The 19,708-nt window shown below is 72.5% G+C and carries 23 protein-coding genes; 9 read left to right on the top strand and 14 right to left on the bottom strand.

All coding sequences use genetic code 11. The annotated features are described in order from the left end of the window. Positions 1 to 3 precede the first annotated feature (3 nt). The gene (gene ligA / locus ACFYL6_RS05580) at positions 4 to 2,139 is read right to left on the bottom strand and encodes an NAD-dependent DNA ligase LigA (protein WP_387167878.1); all 2,136 of its coding nucleotides are present in this window, start codon (positions 2,137 to 2,139) and stop codon (positions 4 to 6) included. 275 nt (positions 2,140 to 2,414) lie between these two features. On the opposite strand from ligA, the gene ACFYL6_RS05575 reads away from it, so the two are divergent. Then, complete coding sequence (locus ACFYL6_RS05575) at positions 2,415 to 2,987, top strand: type II toxin-antitoxin system PemK/MazF family toxin (protein ID WP_387167875.1); 573 nt, start codon at positions 2,415 to 2,417, stop codon at positions 2,985 to 2,987. 20 nt (positions 2,988 to 3,007) lie between these two features. Here the strand turns inward: ACFYL6_RS05575 and ACFYL6_RS05570 are convergent, their stop codons facing one another. The 7 genes from ACFYL6_RS05570 to ACFYL6_RS05540 all read right to left on the bottom strand — a co-directional run bounded on the left by ACFYL6_RS05570 (position 3,008) and on the right by ACFYL6_RS05540 (position 9,525). Further along, entirely contained in the window at positions 3,008 to 4,018 is a 1,011-nt protein-coding gene (locus ACFYL6_RS05570) for an ADP-ribosylglycohydrolase family protein (protein ID WP_387167872.1), read from the bottom strand. A gap of 51 nt (positions 4,019 to 4,069) precedes the next feature. Continuing rightward, positions 4,070 to 4,435, bottom strand: coding sequence for a VOC family protein (locus tag ACFYL6_RS05565; protein ID WP_181539234.1), 366 nt, complete (start codon positions 4,433 to 4,435; stop codon positions 4,070 to 4,072). A gap of 36 nt (positions 4,436 to 4,471) precedes the next feature. After that, positions 4,472 to 5,476 carry a methionine synthase gene (locus ACFYL6_RS05560; protein ID WP_387167869.1) on the bottom strand — a complete coding sequence of 335 codons (1,005 nt, stop codon included), beginning with the start codon at positions 5,474 to 5,476 and terminating at the stop codon, positions 4,472 to 4,474. Positions 5,477 to 5,513: 37 nt separating this feature from the next. Next, positions 5,514 to 6,587, bottom strand: a complete 1,074-nt coding sequence (gene mnmA, locus ACFYL6_RS05555; RefSeq protein WP_387167866.1) for a tRNA 2-thiouridine(34) synthase MnmA — start codon at positions 6,585 to 6,587, stop codon at positions 5,514 to 5,516. A 177-nt stretch (positions 6,588 to 6,764) separates the two neighbouring features. Further along, positions 6,765 to 7,940, bottom strand: a complete 1,176-nt coding sequence (locus tag ACFYL6_RS05550) for a cysteine desulfurase family protein (RefSeq protein WP_387167864.1) — start codon at positions 7,938 to 7,940, stop codon at positions 6,765 to 6,767. 104 nt (positions 7,941 to 8,044) lie between these two features. Next, the gene (locus ACFYL6_RS05545; RefSeq protein ID WP_387167861.1) at positions 8,045 to 8,698 is read right to left on the bottom strand and encodes a class F sortase; all 654 of its coding nucleotides are present in this window, start codon (positions 8,696 to 8,698) and stop codon (positions 8,045 to 8,047) included. After that, entirely contained in the window at positions 8,695 to 9,525 is an 831-nt protein-coding gene (locus ACFYL6_RS05540) for a DUF4397 domain-containing protein (protein WP_387167858.1), read from the bottom strand. The genes ACFYL6_RS05545 and ACFYL6_RS05540 overlap by 4 nt, the downstream gene beginning before the upstream one ends. 230 nt (positions 9,526 to 9,755) lie before the next feature. Between ACFYL6_RS05540 and ACFYL6_RS05535 the strand changes: the two genes are divergently transcribed. Further along, positions 9,756 to 10,358: an RNA polymerase sigma factor gene (locus ACFYL6_RS05535; protein ID WP_387167855.1), complete on the top strand. Its 603-nt coding sequence runs from the start codon at positions 9,756 to 9,758 to the stop codon at positions 10,356 to 10,358. Further along, positions 10,312 to 11,121 carry an anti-sigma factor gene (locus tag ACFYL6_RS05530; RefSeq protein ID WP_387167852.1) on the top strand — a complete coding sequence of 270 codons (810 nt, stop codon included), beginning with the start codon at positions 10,312 to 10,314 and terminating at the stop codon, positions 11,119 to 11,121. The genes ACFYL6_RS05535 and ACFYL6_RS05530 overlap by 47 nt, the downstream gene beginning before the upstream one ends. Positions 11,122 to 11,215: 94 nt before the next feature. Here ACFYL6_RS05530 and ACFYL6_RS05525 read toward each other — a convergent pair whose 3' ends face one another. The 4 genes from ACFYL6_RS05525 to ACFYL6_RS05510 form a co-directional block, all read right to left on the bottom strand. Further along, positions 11,216 to 12,175, bottom strand: coding sequence for an electron transfer flavoprotein subunit alpha/FixB family protein (locus ACFYL6_RS05525; RefSeq protein ID WP_387167849.1), 960 nt, complete (start codon positions 12,173 to 12,175; stop codon positions 11,216 to 11,218). Positions 12,176 to 12,190: 15 nt separating this feature from the next. Beyond that, the gene (locus tag ACFYL6_RS05520) at positions 12,191 to 12,970 is read right to left on the bottom strand and encodes an electron transfer flavoprotein subunit beta/FixA family protein (RefSeq protein WP_238658385.1); all 780 of its coding nucleotides are present in this window, start codon (positions 12,968 to 12,970) and stop codon (positions 12,191 to 12,193) included. 187 nt (positions 12,971 to 13,157) lie between these two features. Then, positions 13,158 to 13,571 (bottom strand): hypothetical protein, encoded by a 414-nt coding sequence (locus ACFYL6_RS05515; protein WP_210781064.1) that lies wholly within the window; start codon positions 13,569 to 13,571, stop codon positions 13,158 to 13,160. Further along, the gene (locus tag ACFYL6_RS05510) at positions 13,568 to 14,365 is read right to left on the bottom strand and encodes a GNAT family N-acetyltransferase (RefSeq protein ID WP_387167846.1); all 798 of its coding nucleotides are present in this window, start codon (positions 14,363 to 14,365) and stop codon (positions 13,568 to 13,570) included. Before ACFYL6_RS05510 ends, ACFYL6_RS05515 begins: the two co-directional genes overlap by 4 nt. Before the next feature lie 42 nt (positions 14,366 to 14,407). On the opposite strand from ACFYL6_RS05510, the gene ACFYL6_RS05505 reads away from it, so the two are divergent. The 3 genes from ACFYL6_RS05505 to ACFYL6_RS05495 are packed head-to-tail and all read left to right on the top strand — an operon-like array spanning position 14,408 to position 15,546. Further along, positions 14,408 to 14,800 (top strand): YidH family protein, encoded by a 393-nt coding sequence (locus tag ACFYL6_RS05505; protein WP_387167843.1) that lies wholly within the window; start codon positions 14,408 to 14,410, stop codon positions 14,798 to 14,800. Beyond that, entirely contained in the window at positions 14,797 to 15,102 is a 306-nt protein-coding gene (locus ACFYL6_RS05500) for a DUF202 domain-containing protein (RefSeq protein ID WP_387167840.1), read from the top strand. The genes ACFYL6_RS05505 and ACFYL6_RS05500 overlap by 4 nt, the downstream gene beginning before the upstream one ends. Positions 15,103 to 15,129: 27 nt before the next feature. Beyond that, complete coding sequence (locus ACFYL6_RS05495) at positions 15,130 to 15,546, top strand: PLD nuclease N-terminal domain-containing protein (protein ID WP_387167837.1); 417 nt, start codon at positions 15,130 to 15,132, stop codon at positions 15,544 to 15,546. A 48-nt stretch (positions 15,547 to 15,594) separates the two neighbouring features. Here ACFYL6_RS05495 and ACFYL6_RS05490 read toward each other — a convergent pair whose 3' ends face one another. Both ACFYL6_RS05490 and ACFYL6_RS05485 read right to left on the bottom strand, forming a co-directional pair. Then, positions 15,595 to 17,217: an acetolactate synthase gene (locus ACFYL6_RS05490; protein ID WP_387167834.1), complete on the bottom strand. Its 1,623-nt coding sequence runs from the start codon at positions 17,215 to 17,217 to the stop codon at positions 15,595 to 15,597. A gap of 149 nt (positions 17,218 to 17,366) precedes the next feature. Then, the gene (locus tag ACFYL6_RS05485; protein WP_387167832.1) at positions 17,367 to 18,140 is read right to left on the bottom strand and encodes an enoyl-CoA hydratase/isomerase family protein; all 774 of its coding nucleotides are present in this window, start codon (positions 18,138 to 18,140) and stop codon (positions 17,367 to 17,369) included. 98 nt (positions 18,141 to 18,238) lie between these two features. On the opposite strand from ACFYL6_RS05485, the gene ACFYL6_RS05480 reads away from it, so the two are divergent. The 3 genes from ACFYL6_RS05480 to ACFYL6_RS05470 all read left to right on the top strand — a co-directional run bounded on the left by ACFYL6_RS05480 (position 18,239) and on the right by ACFYL6_RS05470 (position 19,681). Beyond that, the gene (locus ACFYL6_RS05480; RefSeq protein ID WP_387167829.1) at positions 18,239 to 18,718 is read left to right on the top strand and encodes a DUF6232 family protein; all 480 of its coding nucleotides are present in this window, start codon (positions 18,239 to 18,241) and stop codon (positions 18,716 to 18,718) included. A gap of 94 nt (positions 18,719 to 18,812) precedes the next feature. Continuing rightward, positions 18,813 to 19,295 carry a DUF6232 family protein gene (locus tag ACFYL6_RS05475; RefSeq protein WP_088991167.1) on the top strand — a complete coding sequence of 161 codons (483 nt, stop codon included), beginning with the start codon at positions 18,813 to 18,815 and terminating at the stop codon, positions 19,293 to 19,295. Further along, the gene (locus ACFYL6_RS05470) at positions 19,292 to 19,681 is read left to right on the top strand and encodes a hypothetical protein (protein ID WP_387167824.1); all 390 of its coding nucleotides are present in this window, start codon (positions 19,292 to 19,294) and stop codon (positions 19,679 to 19,681) included. Before ACFYL6_RS05475 ends, ACFYL6_RS05470 begins: the two co-directional genes overlap by 4 nt. Positions 19,682 to 19,708: the final 27 nt, after the last annotated feature.

Here is a 19,708-nt window from a genome sequence, read left to right as displayed (position 1 = left end):
GGGTCAGCCGCCCAGCTGAGCGACGTCCCGGGCGGCGTCCGGCCCCGCGTCCAGCAGGAGCCGGAACCCGTCCTCGTCGAGCACCGGCACCTTGAGACTGGCCGCCTTGTCGGCCTTCGACCCGGGGTTGTCCCCCACCACCACGAAGCTCGTCTTCTTGGAGACCGACCCGCTGACCTTGCCGCCCCGGCTCTGCACGGCCTCGGCGGCCTGGTCCCGGGAGAAACCGGCGAGCGTGCCGGTCACCACCACTGTCAACCCCTCCAGCGGGCGCGGCCCCTCGTCGCCCGCCTCCTCCGCCATCCGTACGCCGGCCTCGGCCCACTTGCGGACGACCTCGCGGTGCCAGTCCACCGCGAACCACTCCCGGAGGCTCGCCGCGATGGTCGGCCCGACCCCGTCGACCGAGGACAGCTCCTCCTCGGTGGCCGCGTCGATGGCGTCCATCGAGCGGAAGTGCCGGGCGAGCGCCTGGGCGGCGGTCGGACCGACGTGCCGGATGGAGAGCGCCACCAGCACCCTCCACAGGTCCCGTTCCCGGGCGACCGCCAGATTGTCGAGCAACTTGCTGGCGTTGCTGCCCAGGCTGCCGTCCTTGTTGACGAAGAACGGGGACCGGGAGAGCTGCTCGGCATCGAGCTGGAACAGGTCGCCCTCGTCCGCGATGACCTCCGCGTCCAGCAGGGCCGCCGCGCCCTTGTAGCCGAGCGCCTCGATGTCGAAGGCACCGCGACCGGCGAGGTGGAACACCCGCTCGCGCAGCTGGGCCGGGCAACTGCGGGTGTTGGGGCAACGGATGTCCACGTCGCCCTCCTTCGACGGGGCGAGCGGGGTGCCGCAGGCCGGGCAGGTGGTCGGCATGACGAACGGCCGGGCATCGGCGGGCCGCAGGTCGACCACCGGGCCGAGCACCTCGGGGATCACGTCGCCGGCCTTGCGCAGCACCACCGTGTCACCGATCAGCACGCCCTTGCGCTCCACCTCGCGGGCGTTGTGCAGGGTGGCGAGCGCGACTGTGGAACCGGCCACCCGCACCGGTTCGAGCACGGCGAACGGGGTGACCCGGCCGGTGCGCCCCACGTTGACGTCGATGTCGAGCAGCTTGGTGGTGACCTCCTCGGGCGGGTACTTGAAGGCGATCGCCCAGCGCGGGGCACGACTGGTCGACCCGAGCCGGCCCTGGATGGAGACCGGGTCGACCTTGACCACCACACCGTCGATCTCGTGCTCGACGTCGTGCCGGTGCTCGGCGTAGTAGGCGATGAACTCCGCCACGCCGGCCAGGTCCGGGACGACCCGCCACCGGTCACTGGTGGGCAACCCCCACGACTTCAGTGCCGCGTACGACTCGGACTGCGCTGTGGGCTGGAACCCACGACGGGCGCCGATGCCGTGCACCACCAGGCGCAGCGGTCGGGTGGCGGTGACCCGTGGGTCCTTCTGTCGCAGGCTGCCGGCGGCGGCGTTGCGGGGGTTGGCGAAGGGCGCCTTGCCCTGCTCCACCAGGCCCGCGTTGAGATCGGCGAACGCGGCGATCGGGAAGTAGATCTCGCCCCGGACCTCCACCAGCTCGGGGATGTCCGGGAATTCGGCGGACGGGGCGAGCTGGCTGGGCACGTCCCGGATGCTGCGCACGTTGGCGGTGACGTCCTCACCGGTGCGCCCGTCGCCCCGGGTGGCGGCCCGGACCAGCCGGCCGTTCTCGTAGGTCAGGTTGATCGCCAGCCCGTCGACCTTCAGCTCGCACAGGTAGGGCACCGGGCCGCCCGCGTCGCGTTCGACCCGCTCGGCCCAGGCCGCCAACTCCTCGTCGGCGAAGGCGTTGTCGAGCGAGAGCATCCGTTCGGCGTGGGTGACCGGGGTGAAGTCGGTGGAGAACGTGCCGCCCACCCGTTGGGTCGGCGAATCGGGCGTCCGCAGCGCCGGAAACTCCTCCTCCAGTGCCTCCAACTCGCGCAACTGCCGGTCGAAGTCGGCGTCGGGGATGGTCGGCGCGTCCAGCACGTAGTAGCGGTACTGGTGCTCGGTCAACTCCTGACTGAGCGCGGCGTGCCGCTCCCGCGCCTGCGGCGTCGGCTCAGCCCCGGCCGCCGCCTCCTGCGCCGGGCTGACCTGCTGACCGATCTGCTCCTCGGACACACCGCCACCTTCGGACACGCCTGCGACCTCCCTGATCACGCTACTCCGGCACGGTATCGGGCCGGTGGGACAATCCGCCGCCCGCCCGCGTCCGGAGCGACCTCGCCCTCAGGCGCGTCCGATGATCACTTGATGCTCGGTAGTCGTCGGCGGGCCGATCCAGCTACTCACCATCAAGTGATCAAGGGTGACCGTGGGGTGGCTCGGGGCGGTGGGGCAGCCTGCGGTGTGGTTGGCGGGCGGCACGGGCGGCAGCGTGCAAGGATCGCCGGACGGTGCGACCGGCGGGTCGCCGGGACGCGGAGGTACGGATGCCCGAGGCACTGCTCTGGGCGGTGGCGATCCTGCTGGCGGTGGCCGCCGGCTGGGCGTGGAACAGTTGGCGGCACCGGGTGGCCAACCGGCGTTCGGGCACCCGGCCGGGCCGGGGCAGCACCGACGGCCGTCGTCCCACCCCGCCACGGCCCCGTGGCGCCGAACGCCCCTCCACCAAACCCCGCTCGCGCGACAGCGGACGGACCGCCGACACCCCGGCGCCCGGTGAGATCTGGTGGGCCGACGTGCCGTACGCCGACGGCAGCGGGTCGAAGGTACGCCCGTGTCTGGTGCTGCGCGCCGACTCCCGGGGCGCCGACGTCCTGAAGATCACCAGCCAGGACAAGAGCGACCGGGACGACCACGTCCGGATTCCCACCCGGGACTGGGACCCTGGCGCGGAGCACGACAGCTACCTCAGCCTCACCGAGCCGATCCGACTCAACTCGGCCGCCTTCGCCGACCACGCCGGCCGCTGCGACGCCGACCTGTGGCGCAAAGTCCGCAGCCTGCGTCACCTCCCCACCTCCTGACCACCCGCGTGGCCGCCGGGTCAGTCCCAGGCCGCGCCGAGGGTGGCCAGCTGGTCCGCGTACTCGATGCGGTTGGCCCATTCGCGCGGCCAGGCGGTCATGCCGACGGCCGCGCCCACGAAGGCGCCGGCCAGGGCGGCGATCGAGTCGGAGTCGCCGGCCGTGGTCGCGCCCCGGGCCAGTGCCGCCACCGGGTCGTCGGCGTGCCGTACGGCGCAGAGCACCGCGGTGGCCAGCGCCTCCTCGGCCACCCAGCCCTCCCCGGTGGCCTGGCACGGGTCACCGCCGTCGTCCGGCTGCGCCAGGGTGGTGGTCAGCCGGCCCAGCACCGTCAGGCACTCGTCCCAGCCCTGGGCGATGAACTCCTCCGGAGAACCGGAACGGGCGCGTTGCCAGAGGTCGCCCAGCCACCGCTCCCGGTAGACCAGGCGCTGGGACAGTGCCCGCTCGGTGAGCACCGCGGGAAGTTCGGGCAGCGGGACACCCGCGCACAGCGCCGAGACGGCGTACGCGGTGAGTTCGCTGGCGGCCAGCCCGGTCGGGTGGCCGTGGGTCAGCCCGGCCTGCAACTGGGCCAAACCGGCGAGCGTGTCGAGGTCCGTGTCGAGCAAGCCGACCGGGGTGACCCGCATGTTGGCCCCGCAGCCCTTCGAGCCGACCACTGTCGCCTCCTGCCAGCGCACCCCACGGCTCAGCTCGGCACAGGCGCGCAGACAGGTCATCCCCGGGGCACGGTTGTTGTCCGGGCTGACGGCCCAGGCCAGGAAGCGTCGCCGCAGCAGTGGCTCCACCGCCTCCGGCGTGAACGACGGCGCCTCGCGCAGCGCCCAGCCCACCGCCAGCGCCATCTGGGTGTCGTCGGTGACCAGCGCCGGCTCGCCGGACAGGTCACGCGGACCGGTCGGGCCGTACCGGTGCTCGATCTCGGCGACGGTCAGGAACTCGGTCGGCTTGCCCAGCGCGTCACCGTAGGCGAGGCCGAAGAGCGAACCAGAGGCGCGCAGCGCGGAGGTGTGGATCACGGCGGCCATGATGCCCGGCCGCCGCAACCCACCGGCGGGCTCAGTCCCAGCAGAGGCAGATCAGTCCCAGCAGAGGCAGAACGGGTGGCCGGCCGGATCGGCGTAGACCCGGAAGCCCTCGCCCTCACCTGGCAGCCGCCGAGCCCCGAGCGCGAGCGCGGCCTTCTCGGCGGCCTCGATGTCGTCCACCGTCACGTCGAGGTGGAACTGCTGGGGGCGCTCGGGATCCGGCCAGGCCGGTGGCCGCAGGTTGAGCGCCTGTTGGAAGGCGAGGCGCGGCTGGTGACCGGGTGGGCCGCCCAGCACCACCCAGTCGTCATCGGAGTCGCCCTCGGCGAGCGGTACGCCGAGCAGCTCGGCGTAGAACGCCGCCAACGCCCGCGGATCGGGGCAGTCGATCACCACTGAACGCAGCTGTCCAATCATGACCGTCATCCTGCCCAGCGGGTACGACAGGAAACCTCAGTCCTCGGCGAAGCGCCGGCCGGCGTCCCGGCACGCGGCGAGCACCGCCCGGGCATACTCCGGGGTCGCGCCGGCGAGGCCGCAGGCCGGGGTGACCACCACCTGCTCGGCGAGTTGCCGACGGGGAAAGCCGAGGCGGTCCCAGACCTGGCGTACCCGATCGGCGATCTGCGCGGAGGTCGGCGCGCCACCGGCCGACGGCGGCCGGGTCGGCGCGGCCCCGGCCAGCAACCCGAGACCCGCGTCGAGCGCCTCGCCCAGCGGGTCGAGCTTGGTGACGAGGTCCAGGTCGAGGGCGACCGCGACGGCGCCGGTGGAGCGGATCAGTTCCAGCGGCACGTCCGGGGCGCAGCAGTGCAGAAGTGTCGGCACGCCGACCGCGTCGACGACCGTGCGCAGCAGGGCGGCGGCGTCCACCGACTCGACGGCCCGGTACGCGCCCAGCCCGCTCTCGGTCGGCACCCGCCCGGCCAGCACGGTCGGCAGTGACGGTTCGTCCAGTTGCAGCAGCACCGATGCCCCGGGCAGCCGGCGGGCGACCGCCGCGACGTGCGCGCGCAGCCCCTCGGCGAGGGAGCCGGTGAGGTCGCGGACCGCGCCGGGATCGCGCAACAGCCGGCCACCGATCGGCAACTCCAGGGAGGCGGCCAGGGTGAGCGGGCCGGCGGCCTGCACCTTGATCGGCCCGGCGTACCCCTCGGCCTGCTCGGCGAGCTGGTCCAGGTCGCGTTCCATCAGGTCCCGGGCCCGGCGCAGGTCGCGGCCCGGGCGTGGGGCGACCCGCCACCGCCCCGCGTACACCTCGACGGGCAGCTCGACGAGCAACCCGGCGGACCGGCCGATCATGTCCGCGCCGGGGCCACGGGCCGGCAACTCGGGCAGGTGGGGCAGCTCGGGAAGCTCACCGAGGACCACCCGCTGAGCCTCGCCGATGTCGGTGCCGGGCAGCGAACCAATTCCGGTTGCCGCGCCGGCCGGCCAGGGCCACGCCTGATCTGTCACGGGCGAAGGCTATCCCGCGAACACCCAGGCCGTGCGGTCAGCCGGTGATGGTCGCGGAGCCGAGGACGACGTCGCCGGCCGGGTCCGGCCGGTACGCCACCACGGCCTGACCGGCGGCGACACCGCGCACCGGTCGGCGCAGCTCGGCGTGCAGCCGGTCACCGTCGAGGGCGACGGTCGCCGGCACCACGTCGCCGTGCGCCCGCAACTGCACCTCACACTCGACAGGCGCGTCCGGACGGGCGCCGCCGGTCCAGACCGGACGTAGCGCGTGCACGTCGGAGACCTCCAGCGCCTCGGCCGGGCCGACCGTCACCGTGTTGGTCTTCGGGGTGATGGAGAGCACGTAGCGTGGCCGCCCGTCCGGGGCCGGCCGGTCCAGGTGCAGCCCGCGACGCTGCCCCACCGTGTACGCGTACGCGCCGCTGTGGCTGCCGACGACCGCGCCGGTGGACGCGTCCACCACGTCGCCGGGCGCCTCACCGAGCCGGCCGGCGAGAAAGCCGCGGGTGTCCCCGTCGGCGATGAAGCAGATGTCGTGCGAGTCCGGCTTGTCGGCCACCGCCAGGCCACGCTCGGCGGCCTCCGCGCGGACCTGCGCCTTGGTCGAGTCACCGAGGGGGAAGATCGACCGGTCGAGCTGCTCGCGGGTGAGCACGGCCAGCACGTACGACTGGTCCTTGGCCAGGTCGACGCTGCGCCGCAGCAGCCCGTCCGCGCCGAGGCGGGCGTGGTGCCCGGTCACCACCGCGTCGAAGCCCAGGGCCACCGCCCGGTCCAGCACCGCCGCGAACTTGATCTTCTCGTTGCAGCGCAGGCAGGGGTTCGGCGTACGGCCGGCGGCGTACTCGGCGACGAAGTCGTCGACCACGTCCTCGTGGAAGCGGTCGGCCATGTCCCACACGTAGAACGGGATGCCGATCACGTCGGCCGCCCGCCGGGCGTCCCGGGAATCCTCCAGGGTGCAGCAGCCGCGCGCCCCGGTCCGATAGGTCTGTGGGTTGCGGGCCAGCGCCAGGTGCACGCCGGTCACGTCGTGCCCGGCCGCCACCGCCCGCGCCGCCGCCACGGCCGAGTCAACCCCACCCGACATCGCCGCCAGAACCCTCACCGACCCACTCCCTTTCCCCGTCCCCACGACAACCCTATCCACCAGCCCCGCAAACCCCCCGGACCCGTGCCCGCCCGGCCCGCCCACCTTCGCGATCTTGCAGTTTCTGCGGCGACATATGCCGCGCAAGGCGCGAACGGCCAACCGAAAGTGCAAGATCGCGGGGCTTGACCCGCGCTAGCGGGGGGTGCGGAGGGCGGCGGCCCGGCGGGCTCGGTCGACTGCTGCCGGGAGGGCCGCGATGAGGGCGTCGATGTCGGCCTGGGTGCTGGTGTGGCCCAGGGTGAAGCGCAGCGAGGAGCGGGCGCGGTCGTCGTCGGCGCCCATCGCGAGCAGCACGTGTGAGGGCTGGGCCACGCCGGCCGAGCAGGCGGAACCGGTCGAGCAGGCGATCCCCTGCGCGTCGAGCAGGAGCAGCAGCGCGTCGCCCTCGCAGCCGGGGAAGGAGAAGTGCGCGTTGCCGGGCAGCCGGTCGGTCGGGTCACCGTTGTAGATCACCTCGGGCACCGCCTGACGAACCCGCTCGATCAGGTCGTCGCGAAGCGCGGCCACCCGGGCCGCGTACTCCTGCTGGCCCTTCACGGCCGCCTCCACGGCGACCGCGAAGGCCACGATGCCGGCGGTGTCCAGGGTGCCGGAGCGGACGTCGCGTTCCTGGCCGCCGCCGTGCAGCAGCGGCGTGGCCGGCACGTCCCGCCCGAGCAGCAGCGCGCCCACCCCGGTCGGGCCGCCCAACTTGTGCCCGGTGACGGTCAGCGCGGCGACCCCGCTGGCGGCGAAGTCGACGGGCACCTGACCGACCGCCTGGATGGCGTCGGTGTGGAAGGGCACACCGTGTTCGGCGGCGACGGCGGCCAGCTCGGCCACCGGCTGGACGGTGCCCACCTCGTTGTTCGCCCACATGGCGGTGACCACGGCCACCTGGTCGGCGTGCGCGGCCAACTCGGCGCGCAGAGCCTGCGGGTCGAGCCGACCGGAGGCGTCCACCGGCAGCCAGCCGACGTCGGCGCCCTCGTGCTCGGCCAGCCAGTCGACAGCGTCCAGCACGGCGTGGTGCTCGACGGCGCTGGAGACCACCCGGCGGCGGTCGGGCTTGGCTGCCCGGCGAGCCCAGAAGATGCCCTTGACCGCGAGGTTGTCGCTCTCCGTGCCACCACCCGTGAAGATCACCTCAGAGGGCCGGGCGCCCAGCACCGCGGCCACCCGCTCGCGTGACTCTTCGACCCGGCGGCGGGCACGGCGGCCCGCCGCGTGCAGGGAGGACGCGTTGCCGACCTCGCGGGCGGTAGCGACGTACGCCTCCAGTGCCTCGTCGAGCATCGGAGTCGTCGCCGCGTGATCCAGGTAAGCCATCGCCGTTCAGCGTACGGCCGACACCTTCGGGACCGGATGCCGGAGGGGGACCGCACGCAACGGCCGGGGTGGAACTCCACCCCGGCCCGATGCGCACGGGCCGGTCAGGCGGGCACCGCGGTGACGACGATGTTGTCGCGGTACTTGCGCGCCTTGGCGTCGAACGGCCCACCACAGGTGATCAGGGTCAGCCGCGGCTTGCCGTCGCGGGCGAAGTACCGGTCCAGCGGGATCTTGGTCTTGGCGTACTCCTCCCGGGCGACGACCCGGTAGCGGCGAGCCTCGCCGTCGCTGCCGGTCGCGGTCAACGTGTCACCCTGGTCCAGCTCACGCAGCCGGAAAAACGCCCCCTTGCCCTGTTTGGCGCTGTCCACGTGGCCGGCGATGACCACCGAGCCGGCAGCCGCCTCCAGGCCCGGGCCGTAGCGGTACCAGCCGATCTGGTCGACGCTCGGCGGAACCTCGAACTCGTTGGTCCGCTCGTTGATACCGACCGCGTTGACGGTGGCGGTGACGTCGATCTCCGGGATCAGCAGCCGTACCGGTGGGATGATCTTCGGACCGGCGGGCAGCTCACCCGCGGTCACCGGCACCGACGCGGTACTGGCGGCGGTCGGTGCGGGGCTGGCCAGCGTGCTCGCCTCCTCGGCCCCCACCGTCCCGGCCGGCTGGTTGGCGCACGCCACCAGGGCGGCGACGGTGAGCGCGGCAACGCCGGCAGCCAGGGCCGCCAGCGCGCCGCGGTTGCGCACCGTCACTTGCGGCCGGTCCGTGCGGTCGCCATCCGCACCCCACCAGCAAGCAGCAGAAGTACGCCGGCACCGGTGAGCACGTACCACCAGGTGTCCACGCCCGTGCCGGCCTGGCCGCCGTCACCGCTGGGCACGCCGCCCGGGGCGGAGTGCAGGCCGGTGATGGTCTGGGCCACCACGTCGAGGGTCTTGCCCTCGGCGGAGCCGATCGCGTAGACGATCGTGGCGGTGCCCTCCCTGAGGTTGAGGTCCGCCGGGCCGATCGCCACGGTGTCGGTGCCGGCCAGCACCACGTCCGCCTTCACAGTGCCCGCGTCGACGTCGCCCTTGGCCTCGTTCGGGTTGGTGAGGTCCTCGAAGACCGGGGTGCCGCCGGCGCGGACGTCGACCGCCGGGGCGGCGGCGGTGTGCCGGACGATCAGCCGGGCCTTGCCGGCGTCGACCTTCGAGACGTCGTTCACGAACGGGGTGATCTTCGGCTGGCCGGCGGCGTCGAGGTGGGCCGCGATGCTGATGTTCGCGCCGCCCGGCACCGCGGCGTTGTCGACAGTGAGGATCGCGCTGCCGATCGGCTCGCCCGGCTTGGTGAGCGCGATGTCGTAGTCGCCCTCCTGAAGGTTCAACGGGCCGGCGACGTCGCCGGGCTTGAAGTTGTCCAGCGTCTTCTTGCCGTTGAGGTAGACGTCGACCGGAGTGTCCGGGATGCCGTGCACGACGGAGACCTTCGACGTGGCGGCGTACGCGGGGCTGGCGGTGAACGCGCCGACGCCGCCGAAGGCCAGCGCGGCGACCGCGCCGCCCGCGGCGACCCGACGGAAGTACGAGAGCTGCATGTCTGCCTCCTGCTAGTTGGTGCTGATTCGTCAGGCCTGGCTTGCAGAACGGGTTACGCCGGCTCTCGGACGGGTGGATGCGCCGCGGAGGCAGTTTTCTTTTCCGGCCCCACCCGCATCCGGAACAGGGTCGGGGACCGAAGAGCTGGTGAGATGACATCGGCCGGGGAAGTGGGGCGGAGACTGTGGCGGCTACAGTCGGGCATGCCCCATCGAAGGCGAGCCGCCCGATGACGGCGCTACGACAAGAACCGGACCCTCCGGTGGACGACCTCGACCGCAGGTTCCGCGACGGCGACGACGTGGCGCTCCGCGAGGCGTACGACCGCTACGGTCGTGCCGTGCTGCACCTGGCCACGTCCATGCTGGCGAACCGCAGCGACGCCGAGGACGTCACCCAGGCCACGTTCGTCGCCGCCTGGCTGGGTCGCGACACGTTCGACCCGGCCAAGGGGTCGCTGATCGGTTGGCTGCTCGGCATCGGCCGGCGGAAGGTGATCGACCGGATGCGCGCCTCGGCCCGCGAGACCCGGGTGGTGGAGACGGTCCGGCAGCTGCCCGAGCCGGTGCAGACCGGCCCGGACCCGGACCGCGTGGTGGATCGGTTGGTGATCGCCGACGAGCTGGCCCGCCTCCCGGACGACCAGCGACGGATGCTGGAGTTGGCCTTCTACGACGACCTGACACACCAGCAGATAGCCACGGTGACCGGCGTGCCGTTGGGCACCGTGAAGAGTCACATCCGACGCGGCATGGCGAGCTTGAAACGCAGATGGGAGGTGGACGGTGCAGCACCTGGACCACGACCGGCTGGTATTTCTGGCGCTCGGTGAGAGCGAGGCGGACGACGGGGAGAGCACCCACCTCGGCACCTGCGCGCTCTGCCGGGCGGAGGTGGCGACCCTCCAGCAGGTGGCGGGGCTCGGCACCGAGACGCAGGGCCTGGCCGACCTGCCCGACCCGCCGGAGCACGTCTGGCAGGGCATCGAAGCCCAGGTCAGGGCCGCGGAGGCCGGGCCGTTGCTGACCGAGACCCGTCGACACCGGGTGCCCGAGCAGGCCGACACCGCGACGGCCGAGCAGATCTTCGGCGTGGCGGCCGAGTCGACGGTGACCCGACTGGACCCGTCGCGGCGATCCCGCCGGGGTCGCGGCTGGTCCGGTTGGGTGGCCACCGCGGTGACCGCGGCCGCCGCCGCGGCGGTCGGCGTGGTGGGCACCGTCTCGGTGCTCCGGCCGGACGACCCGACGCCCACCCCGACGCCGGTGGTGGTGGCGAGCGCGCCGCTGGCGGCGTACGGGGCGACACCGCCGGCGGCCAAGGGCGACGCCCGAGTTTTCCAGGATGGCCAACTACATCTGCATGTGGCGAATCTCCCGCGCGTCCCGGGGTACTACGAGGTCTGGCTCATCAACCCGACGACGATGGAGATGTTCTCGGTCGGCACCCTCGGGGGCGGCCCGGACGCCCTGCTGCCCCTGCCCCCGAATGTCGACCTCAAGAGCTACTCGGTGGTGGACGTTTCCGCCGAGCGGTACGACAACAACACCCGCCACTCCGGCGACAGCCTGTTGAGGGGCTCCCTGACGGGCTGATCGGCGGGCCGGCTCAGCTCCCCGGCTCGCCGATCAGCTCCCCACATGGCAGTGGCCGCCCGTTCAGACGGGCGGCCACTGTCGTGTCGCAGGGTCACTTACGCTTGCGGATCTCCTCGGCGGCCTGCGGGACGATCTTGAACAGGTCGCCCACCACCCCGAAGTCGGCCAGCTCGAAGATCGGCGCCTCGCCGTCCTTGTTGACCGCGACGATGGTCTTCGAGGTCTGCATACCGGCCCGGTGCTGGATGGCACCGGAGATGCCGAGGGCGACGTAGAGCTGCGGGGAGACCGTCTTGCCGGTCTGGCCCACCTGGAACTGGTGCGGGTAGAAGCCGGAGTCGACGGCCGCCCGGGACGCGCCCACGGCGCCGCCGAGCAGGTCGGCCAGTTCCTCGACCAGCTTGAAGTTGTCGGCGTTGCCGACGCCCCGGCCGCCGGAGACGACCACGCCGGCCTCGGTCAGCTCGGGACGGGAGCCCTTCTGCTCGGCGACCCGCTCGACGACCTTGGCCAGCTTGTCGGTGTCGGTGACCGACACGCTGAGCTGCTCGATCGCCGGGGTGGCCGCCGCCGGGGCGGGGGTGACCGAGTTGGGCCGGACGGTGACCAGCGGCAGGCCCTTGGTGACCTTGGACTTGACGATGGTGGAGCCGGCGAAGGCGACCTGGGTCGCGGTGCCGTCGGCGTCCAGGCCGACCACGTCGGTCAGGATGCCGTTGTCGAGCTTGACGGCGAGCCGGGCGGCGATCTCCTTGCCCTCCTGGGCCGACGCCAGCAGCACGGCGGCCGGCTGGACCCGCTTGACCAACTCGGCCAGCACGGTCGCCTTGGGGGCCACCAGGTAGCCGTCGATCTCGTCACCCTCGGCGGCGTAGATCTTCTCCGCGCCGTACTCGCCCAGCTTGCCGCTCAGCGCCTCGGCGGCGCCAGCGCCACCGAGCACCACCGCGCTCGGGGTGCCCAGCTCGCGCGCGAGGGTGAGCATTTCCAGGGTGACCTTCTTGACGCCGAATTCCTTGGTGGCTTCGACGACGACGAGAACCTCAGACATGTCAGAACCCCCCTCTCACACGAACTTCTCGGTGGCGAGGAACTCGACCAGCTTGACGCCGCCCTCGCCCTCATCAGTGATCTTGGCGCCGCCGGAGCGCGGGGGGCGCTTGGTGTGCTCGACGACGGCGCTGGTGGCGCCGTCGAAGCCCACCTCGTCGGGCGCGACGCCGAGGTCGGCCAGCGCGAGCGTCTGCACCGGCTTCTTCTTGGCGGCCATGATGCCCTTGAAGGAGGGGTAGCGCGGCTCGTTGATCGTGTCCCAGACGGAGACCACGGCCGGGGTGGAGGCGGTGACCACCTCGTAGCCCTCCTCGGTCTGCCGCTCGACGGTCAGCGTCGCGCCGTCGACGGTGAGCTTGCGGGCGCCGGTGAGCGCCGCGACGCCGAGTCGCTCGGCGATCATGTGCGGCATGACCTGGACCCGGCCGTCGGTGGACTCGGCACCGCAGATGACCAGGTCGGCGCCGAGCTGACCGAGCGCGGCGGCGAGCACCTTCGAGGTGGCGACGGCGCACGAGCCGTGCAGGGCGTCGTCCAGCACGTGCACGGCCTTGTCCGGGCCCATGGAGAGCGCCTTGCGGATCGACTCGGTCGCCCGGTCCGGACCCATGGTCAGGATGGTGACCTCGCCGCCGTGCGCCTCCTTGATCTTCAGGGCCTCCTCGATGGCGTACTCGTCCATCTCGTTGATCACGTTGTTCGCCGAACCGCGGTCGACGGTGTTGTCGTCATTGCGCAGGTTGCGGTCCGCGCCCGAATCAGGCACCTGCTTGACGAGTACGACGATGTTCATCGCGCTTCGACGACCCTCCTGTGTGGTGTTGCGATTCGCTCGCCCGGTCTGGGGCGCAGCGTCGCGCGTCGGTCGACGCCAGGTCAACCGCGGGCGGTTGTGCAGTTGCCCACGGCGCAATGTTACCTGCCAGTAGGTTGCGCTCCCGCAGCCCTCAGGGTGACACAGCTCACCGACGCGTGGCCGGTCAGGCCGGCTCGGCCAACGCGACCCGGATCTGGTCGATGGCCGCCGCCTCGGCGGGCGCCACCCCGTCGTGCGCCCGGGCCACCTGGTCCGCCGCGGCCAACACCAGTTCCCGGTACGCGTCCACGTCGCGCGGGGACTTCTCGCGCAGGATCCGCACCGCCTGCCCCAGCGCCGGCAGCACCACCGACTCGATCTCCAGTTGCGAGTCCCGGGGAAGTCGCGGCAGCGGGCCGGTGGTCAGCGCCTCCTTGACCGTGCCACTGGCGTCGGCCAGCGCGCCGGACGCGGCGATGCTCTCCCGGATCACCCCCAGGACTCCCGGGTCGGCGTTGGAGACCAGGAAGACAGCGCCGAAGGCACCGGTCTTGAGGGTCAGCCGCTCCTCGTCCGTCAACCGCTGCTCCATGATCACGGAGTGTAGACGTACGGGGTGGTGGTGGTGATCGGGACGAGGCCGAGTCGCTCCAGGATCGGCCGGCTGTCCTCGGACGCGTCGACCTGCAGCAGCGTCCGGCCCCGCTGGTCGGCCAGCCGGGCCCGGTAGGTGACAAGCGCCCGGTAGATGCCCTTGCGACGCCACTGCGGCAGGGTGGACCCACCCCAGAGAGTGGCGAAGCCGGTGTTCGCCGGGAAGCGCACCCAGCCGGCGCTCACCACCGTTCCGTCCGCCTCGGCCACCACCACGGTGATCGAGTGCGGGTCGGCGTCGATCTCCTTGGCCAGGCCCCACACCAGGTGCGAGCGGTCCTCCTGCCAGACCTCCTCCTCCATGGCGGCGATCCGCTCCAGGTCCTCCCGGGAGGTCACCTCACGCAGGCGTACCCCCTCGGGGGCGACCGGCAGCGCGGCGGCCAGCGGCGCGACCGGGCCGACCACGACGGTCTCCCGGTCCTCCGGCACGAAGCCGGCGGCACGGAGGCGGTCCGCCAGATCCGCCGGTTCGTCGTGCTCGTTGAGCTTCCACTCGACCGACTGGCCGCGCTCACGGAACAGCTGCACCTGCCGGGCGATCAGCTCGTCCAGCGCGGCGCCGGTCAACCCGCCCAGGTCGCGGTAGGTGAGGAACCCGCCGGCGTCGAGCCCGATGATCCGGACCAGCGGCCCGTCCCGCTCCACCGTCACCCCGGCCGGAACCGGGTCGGGGATCTCCGGGCGGAGTTGGTTGTCGTAGGCGGTCCGCAGAGTCTGTACGTCGAGATCAGTCACCGGCCCAGGCTAAGCGGGATGGGAAGCGGATAATCTCCCACTGTGTGGGAGGCGATCAGGCGGTGGTTCGACCCGGCGGAGCTGGGCTCGGTCGGTGAGACACCGGACTACCGCTTCTCCCTGGCCAACGAACGGACGTTCCTCGCCTGGCTGCGCACCGGGTTGGCGCTGGTCGGAGGCGGGTTGGCCGCCGCGCAGTTCCTGCCACCCCTGCCGATGAGCCACCTGCGCGAGGTGATCGCGGTGGCGTTGCTGCTGCTCGGCGCGGCGGTCGCGATCCGCGCGGTGGACCACTGGGCGCGCACCGAACGGGCCATCCGGCTCGGTCAGGAGCTGCCCGCGTCCCGGTTCCCCGCCATCCTGGCCCTCGCCGTGGGCGTCGGCGCGTTGCTGCTGGTGGTCGCCGTCCTGCTGCGGGCGATCGGCGGGGGGTGAGCACCGGACGCGACCCGGGGCTGCAACCGGAGCGGACCCGGCTGGCCTGGCGGCGCACCCTGCTCACGGTGACCGTGGTGACCGTGCTCGCCGTCCGGCTGGCGTCGACGGGCGACCCGACCGGTGCGCTGCTCGCCGGCGGCACCGTGCTGGTGTGGGGCGCCCTGCTGGTGCTCTGCTGGCCCCGTGGCAGCGGCACCGGTCCAGCCCGCACCGGCGGCCGGACACTGCCCCTGGTCACGGTGGGCACGGTGGTGCTGGCGCTACTGGGAGTGCTGCTGGTCCTGCGCGGACTGTGGTGATGCGCGCCGGTGCGCCATGATGGGTGGATGGCCCGGCTTGGCGTACTCCTCTTCCTGGTGCAGATTGTCCTCGCCGTCTGCGCGCTGATCAGCTGCCTCTCCGCCGAGGAGGGCAAGATCCGTGCCCTTCCCCGGATCGCCTGGGTGCTGATCATCCTGTTCTTCCCGCTGGTCGGCTCGATCGCCTGGTTCATCGTCGGCCGGGAGCCCAGCCCCGCCGCCGGCAAGGGCTGGCCGGGCGGCACCGGCGGCGGCGAGCGGCAGCGCCCCCGGCCGGTGGCCCCCGACGACGACCCGGAGTTCCTGCGCTCCGTCGAGGAACGCGCCCAGCAGCAGGACCAGGAGCTCTTCCGGCGCTGGGAGGAAGACCTGCGGCGGCGCGAGGACGACCTGCGCCGACGCGACGGCGAGCCGCCGCGCGAGGGTGACCGACCCGAGGTGTGAGCGCGACGCCGCCGCCGGCGCAGGAGCGACGGCGGCGGCGGGTGCGACTCAGGCCAGGTTCGACGACCGGGGGTACGCGTCGGTCGGGTCGGTGAGCACGTTCACCAGGTACGGCACTCCGGAGTCGAACGCCCGCTGGAGCGCCGGGCCCAGGTCGGCCGCCTTGGCGACCGTCTCCCCCGCACCGCCGAGCGCACTGACCACGGTGTCGTACCGCAGCTCCGGCTGGAGGTCGGCGGCCACGTCGTAGCCGTACATGGCCCGCATCGGGTGCTTCTCCAGCCCCCAGATGCCGTTGTTGCCGACGACGATCACCACCGGCAGCTTCTGGCGGACCAGCGACTCGACGTCCATCAGCGAGAAGCCGGCCGCGCCGTCGCCCATCAGCACACAGATCTGCCGGTCCGGGTGACTGACCCGGGCGCCCATCGCGTAACCCATGCCGGTGCCCAGGCAGCCGTACGGGCCCGGGTCCAGCCAGGTGCCGGGCTGGGCCGGCTCCAGGTACCGCCCGGCGTACGACACGAAGTCACCGCCGTCGCCGATGGTGATCGCGTCCGGGGCGAGCACCCGACGCAGCTCGCCGTAGATCCGGGCCGGCCGGATCGGGTCGGTCTCGGCGGCCATCTCCGCGGCGTCGCGAGCCTTCGCGGCGTCCTCGGCCACGCGCAGGTCGGCGATCCAGTCGGCGTGGTCGGCCCGGTCACCGGAGTGGTCGGCCAGCGCGGAGAGGATCAGGCGCAGGTCGCCGGCGGGGGCGGCGGCCGGCTGCACGTGCGTGGCCCGCTGGCTGGGGGCGTCGACGATGTGCACCACCTTGGCGTCACCGAAGTCACCGAAGCTGAGCCGGAAGTCCAGCGGGGTGCCCACCACCACGACCACGTCGGCGCCGGAGAGCGCGGCCCGGCGGGCCTTGGCGAACGCGAGCGGGTGCTCCGGCGGCAGCGAGCCGCGACCCATGCCGTTGGTGAAGACCGGCACCTGCAACGCCTCGGCCGCCTCGCGCAGGGCGGCGACCGCGTCGCTCGCGTACACGTCGGAGCCGGCGATGATGACCGGTCGCTGCGCCCCGGCGATGAGCAGCGCGGCGCGACCGACCTCGTCCGGGTCCGGTGCGATCGGGTCGACACCCGTCACGGTGGGCAGCTCGGCCTCGGCGACCGAGAAGACCGTCTCCAGCGGAAAGTCGAGGAAGGCCGGGCCGCGGTGCGGGGTGAGCGCGGCGTGCAGCGCCGCACCCACCGCGCGCGGGATGTCATCGGTGCTGAACACCGTCTCGGCGTGCTTGGTGACCGGGGCGACCAGTGGCAGGTGGTCCATCTCCTGGAGGCTGCCGGAGCCCCAGCGGAACGCGGGCGCCCGGCCCCCGAGCACCAGCACCGGCGAGGCGTTGAAGAACGCGCTGGTCATGCCGGAGATGCCGTTGGTGACACCGGGCCCGGCGGTGAGCACGGCGAGGCCGGGGCGGCGCTGGAGCTTGGCCACCGCCTCGGCGGCGAAGACCGCGGACTGCTCGTGCCGGACGTCGTAGATCGGAAAGTCGGTCTTGTACGCGGCGTCGTAGAGCGGGAAGACGTGCCCGCCGGACAGCGTGAACATCTCCCGTACGCCGTGCGCGCGTAGTGCCGCGAGCGCCAACTCGCCGCCGTGACCCTCGATCCGCTCCGTCATGTCGCTCCCATCGTCCGTGGCCGGGATCACAGGTTACCGGCCAGTCACTTGACCCTGCGACCGTGGCCCCGGCCAGTGGACGTTGCCGAGGTCAGGGGCGGTTGGGCTGGGGCGGTCGGGCTGCGGCGGTTGGGCCGGGGAGCGATGGATCAGCGGCCGGTGAAACCCGGCTTGCGCTTCTCGACGAAGGCAGTCATGCCCTCCCGCCGATCGTCGGTGGCGAACAGCGCCGCGAAGAGCTGACTCTCCCAGGCCAGACCAGAGTTCAGATCCATGTCCAGGCCGCCGTCGACCGCCAACTTCGCCGCGCGCAGCGCCTGCACCGGCCCGGTCAGGTACGGAGTGATCAGCGCGACGGCCGCGTCGTACACCTCGGCGGCCGGGGCGACCCGGTCGGCCAGGCCGATTCGCAGCGCCTCCTGCGCGTCCACCATCCGCCCCGACATGATCAGGTCCTTGGCGCGGGCCGGGCCGACCAGGCGGGCCAGCCGCTGGGTGCCGCCCGCACCCGGGATGATGCCCAGCTTGATTTCCGGCTGGCCGAGCTTGGCGTCCTCGGCGACCACCCGCCAGTCACAGGCCAGCGCCAGCTCACAGCCACCACCGAGGGCGTACCCGGTGATCGCGGCGACCACCGGCTTGGGGATACGGGCGATCGCGCCGAGCGCGCTGGACAGGTTCGCGGCCCGGTCGGCCATGTCCACGTAGGACATCTCGGCCATCTGCTTGATGTCGGCGCCGGCGGCGAAGACCTTCTCCCCGCCGTACACGATGACGGCGCGGACCTCGGGATCGGCGGTGGCCGCCGTGGCGGCGGCGCGCAACTCCTCCTGCACCTGGGTGTTGAGCGCGTTCATCGGCGGCCGCTCCAGCCGGATCGTGCCGATGCCGTCAGTGGTCTCCAGCCGAACGAACTCGCCCACGCTGCCCTCACTTCCTCGTCGAAGTCGCGTGCCAACCTTACGACCCGGCTCGTTTGGGTAAGTAGTGTGGTGTCAGCCCCATGGGCGGGAGTCCAGCCATGATCACGTATTACGACGACAGATCGGTGCAGGTCACCTCCACCACCGTCCGTGTCGACGGTCGCAGCTACGCGCTGTCCGACATCACCATGATCTGGCACCGCCGGGGCACTCGTTCCTGGCGTGTGCTGGTGGGGCGGGGTGCGATCGGCGCCGCGCTCGCCGGCCCCCTGGTCGCGGCGGTGCTCGGCATCGGCGTGGCCGTCTGGCTGCACCGCTCACCCACCGTGACGATCGCGATCGTCGGCGCGTCGGTGCTGGTCGGGCTGGCCGTCGGGCCGGTCGCCGACTTCCTCTTCGAACACCTGGACCGCTCGTACGCCCGGGGCAGCCGCCAACTGGAGATCTGGGCCCGTTGGCGCGGCCAACCGGTGCGTCTGCTGCGCACCGGTGACGCGCTGCGTTTCGGGCAGATCTACCGGGCGGTGCAGCGCGCGGTCGAGCACAGCCAACCGGCCCGCCCCGTCACGCGCCGCTAGCCGCCGCAGATCTTGGACAGTTTCCGTTAGCCGCTAACGGAAACTGTCCAAGACTGCCGAGGCGAGGGTTGCCTGGCGGTGGTTAGGCTTAGTGATGACCCTCTATTACCGGGACGACGCGGTGCAGGTGACCTCCGAGTCGATCCGGGCGGGCGGTCACGTGATCGCCCTGTCCGACGTGACGTTCGTCTGGCACGCGCGAGGGCAGAAAACCCTCGCCGTACGCGGCCGGGTGCTGGGTCGCGGTGTCCTGGTCCTGCTGCTCTCGCTGCCGCCGCTGGTCGCCGTGGTCTGCGTGCTGTCACTGGCCTGGTCGGCACAGGACCGGGGCAACTGGCAGTTGGCGCTGATCATTCTCGCCGCCTGCGCGGTGGGTGCGCTGGCCCTGGCACCGTTTCTGGAGATTCCGCTCGGTTGGCTGGACCGATCCTACGAGCGTGGCAGCCACGTGCACGAGCTGTGGGTGCAACACCACGGCCGGGAGGATCTGCTGGTGCGCACCCCGGACGCGCTACGGTTCGGGCAGATCTACCGGGCCGTGCAGCGTGCCGTCGAACAGCAGGGGGACCACCGATGAGCAACCGCCGCGGCGAGGCCGTCGCGCTGGCCGGGCTGCTCGCCGCGGCCGGCATCACCCATCTGGTACGCCCCGGTGTCTACGACCCGATCGTGCCGCGCGCGTTGCCCGGCCCGGCCCGTTTCTGGACGTACGCCAGCGGCGTCGCCGAGCTGGCCGTGGCGGCGGTAGTGGCCCATCCGTCCACCCGGGCGGCCGGCGGTCGGGCGGCCGCCGCACTCTTCGTCGCCGTCCTGCCCGCGAACGTGAGGATGGCGGTGGACTGGCGGCACCGACGCCCCACGAAGCGGGCCATCGCGTACGGACGGGTGCCGTTGCAGGTGCCGCTGATCTGGTGGGCGCTGCGGGTCGCCCGCGCCGACACCGCCGGTCGACTGTCACGCTGACCGGCGCCGTCGGGCGGTTGTGGCACG

Source organism: Micromonospora sp. NPDC007208 (genome assembly GCF_042869175.1).
In the GTDB taxonomy this organism is placed as follows: domain Bacteria; phylum Actinomycetota; class Actinomycetes; order Mycobacteriales; family Micromonosporaceae; genus Micromonospora; species Micromonospora foliorum.
The sequence above is the reverse complement of the archived record's forward strand: the minus strand, read 5'-3'. Positions and strand labels throughout refer to the sequence as shown.

Bases quoted from the DNA above. Each gene is read 5' to 3' on its own strand.
- ACFYL6_RS05490 (WP_387167834.1), bottom strand. From the start codon at position 17,217: ATGACGGAGCGGATCGAGGGTCACGGCGGCGAGTTGGCGCTCGCGGCA.
- ACFYL6_RS05525 (WP_387167849.1), bottom strand. From the start codon at position 12,175: ATGTCTGAGGTTCTCGTCGTCGTCGAAGCCACCAAGGAATTCGGCGTC.
- ACFYL6_RS05520 (WP_238658385.1), bottom strand. From the start codon at position 12,970: ATGAACATCGTCGTACTCGTCAAGCAGGTGCCTGATTCGGGCGCGGAC.
- ACFYL6_RS05470 (WP_387167824.1), top strand. From the start codon at position 19,292: ATGAGCAACCGCCGCGGCGAGGCCGTCGCGCTGGCCGGGCTGCTCGCC.
- ACFYL6_RS05565 (WP_181539234.1), bottom strand. From the start codon at position 4,435: ATGATTGGACAGCTGCGTTCAGTGGTGATCGACTGCCCCGATCCGCGG.
- ACFYL6_RS05570 (WP_387167872.1), bottom strand. From the start codon at position 4,018: ATGGCCGCCGTGATCCACACCTCCGCGCTGCGCGCCTCTGGTTCGCTC.
- ACFYL6_RS05535 (WP_387167855.1), top strand. From the start codon at position 9,756: ATGACGGCGCTACGACAAGAACCGGACCCTCCGGTGGACGACCTCGAC.
- ACFYL6_RS05540 (WP_387167858.1), bottom strand. From the start codon at position 9,525: ATGCAGCTCTCGTACTTCCGTCGGGTCGCCGCGGGCGGCGCGGTCGCC.
- ACFYL6_RS05480 (WP_387167829.1), top strand. From the start codon at position 18,239: ATGATCACGTATTACGACGACAGATCGGTGCAGGTCACCTCCACCACC.
- ACFYL6_RS05475 (WP_088991167.1), top strand. From the start codon at position 18,813: ATGACCCTCTATTACCGGGACGACGCGGTGCAGGTGACCTCCGAGTCG.
- ACFYL6_RS05550 (WP_387167864.1), bottom strand. From the start codon at position 7,940: ATGGCTTACCTGGATCACGCGGCGACGACTCCGATGCTCGACGAGGCA.
- ACFYL6_RS05495 (WP_387167837.1), top strand. From the start codon at position 15,130: ATGGCCCGGCTTGGCGTACTCCTCTTCCTGGTGCAGATTGTCCTCGCC.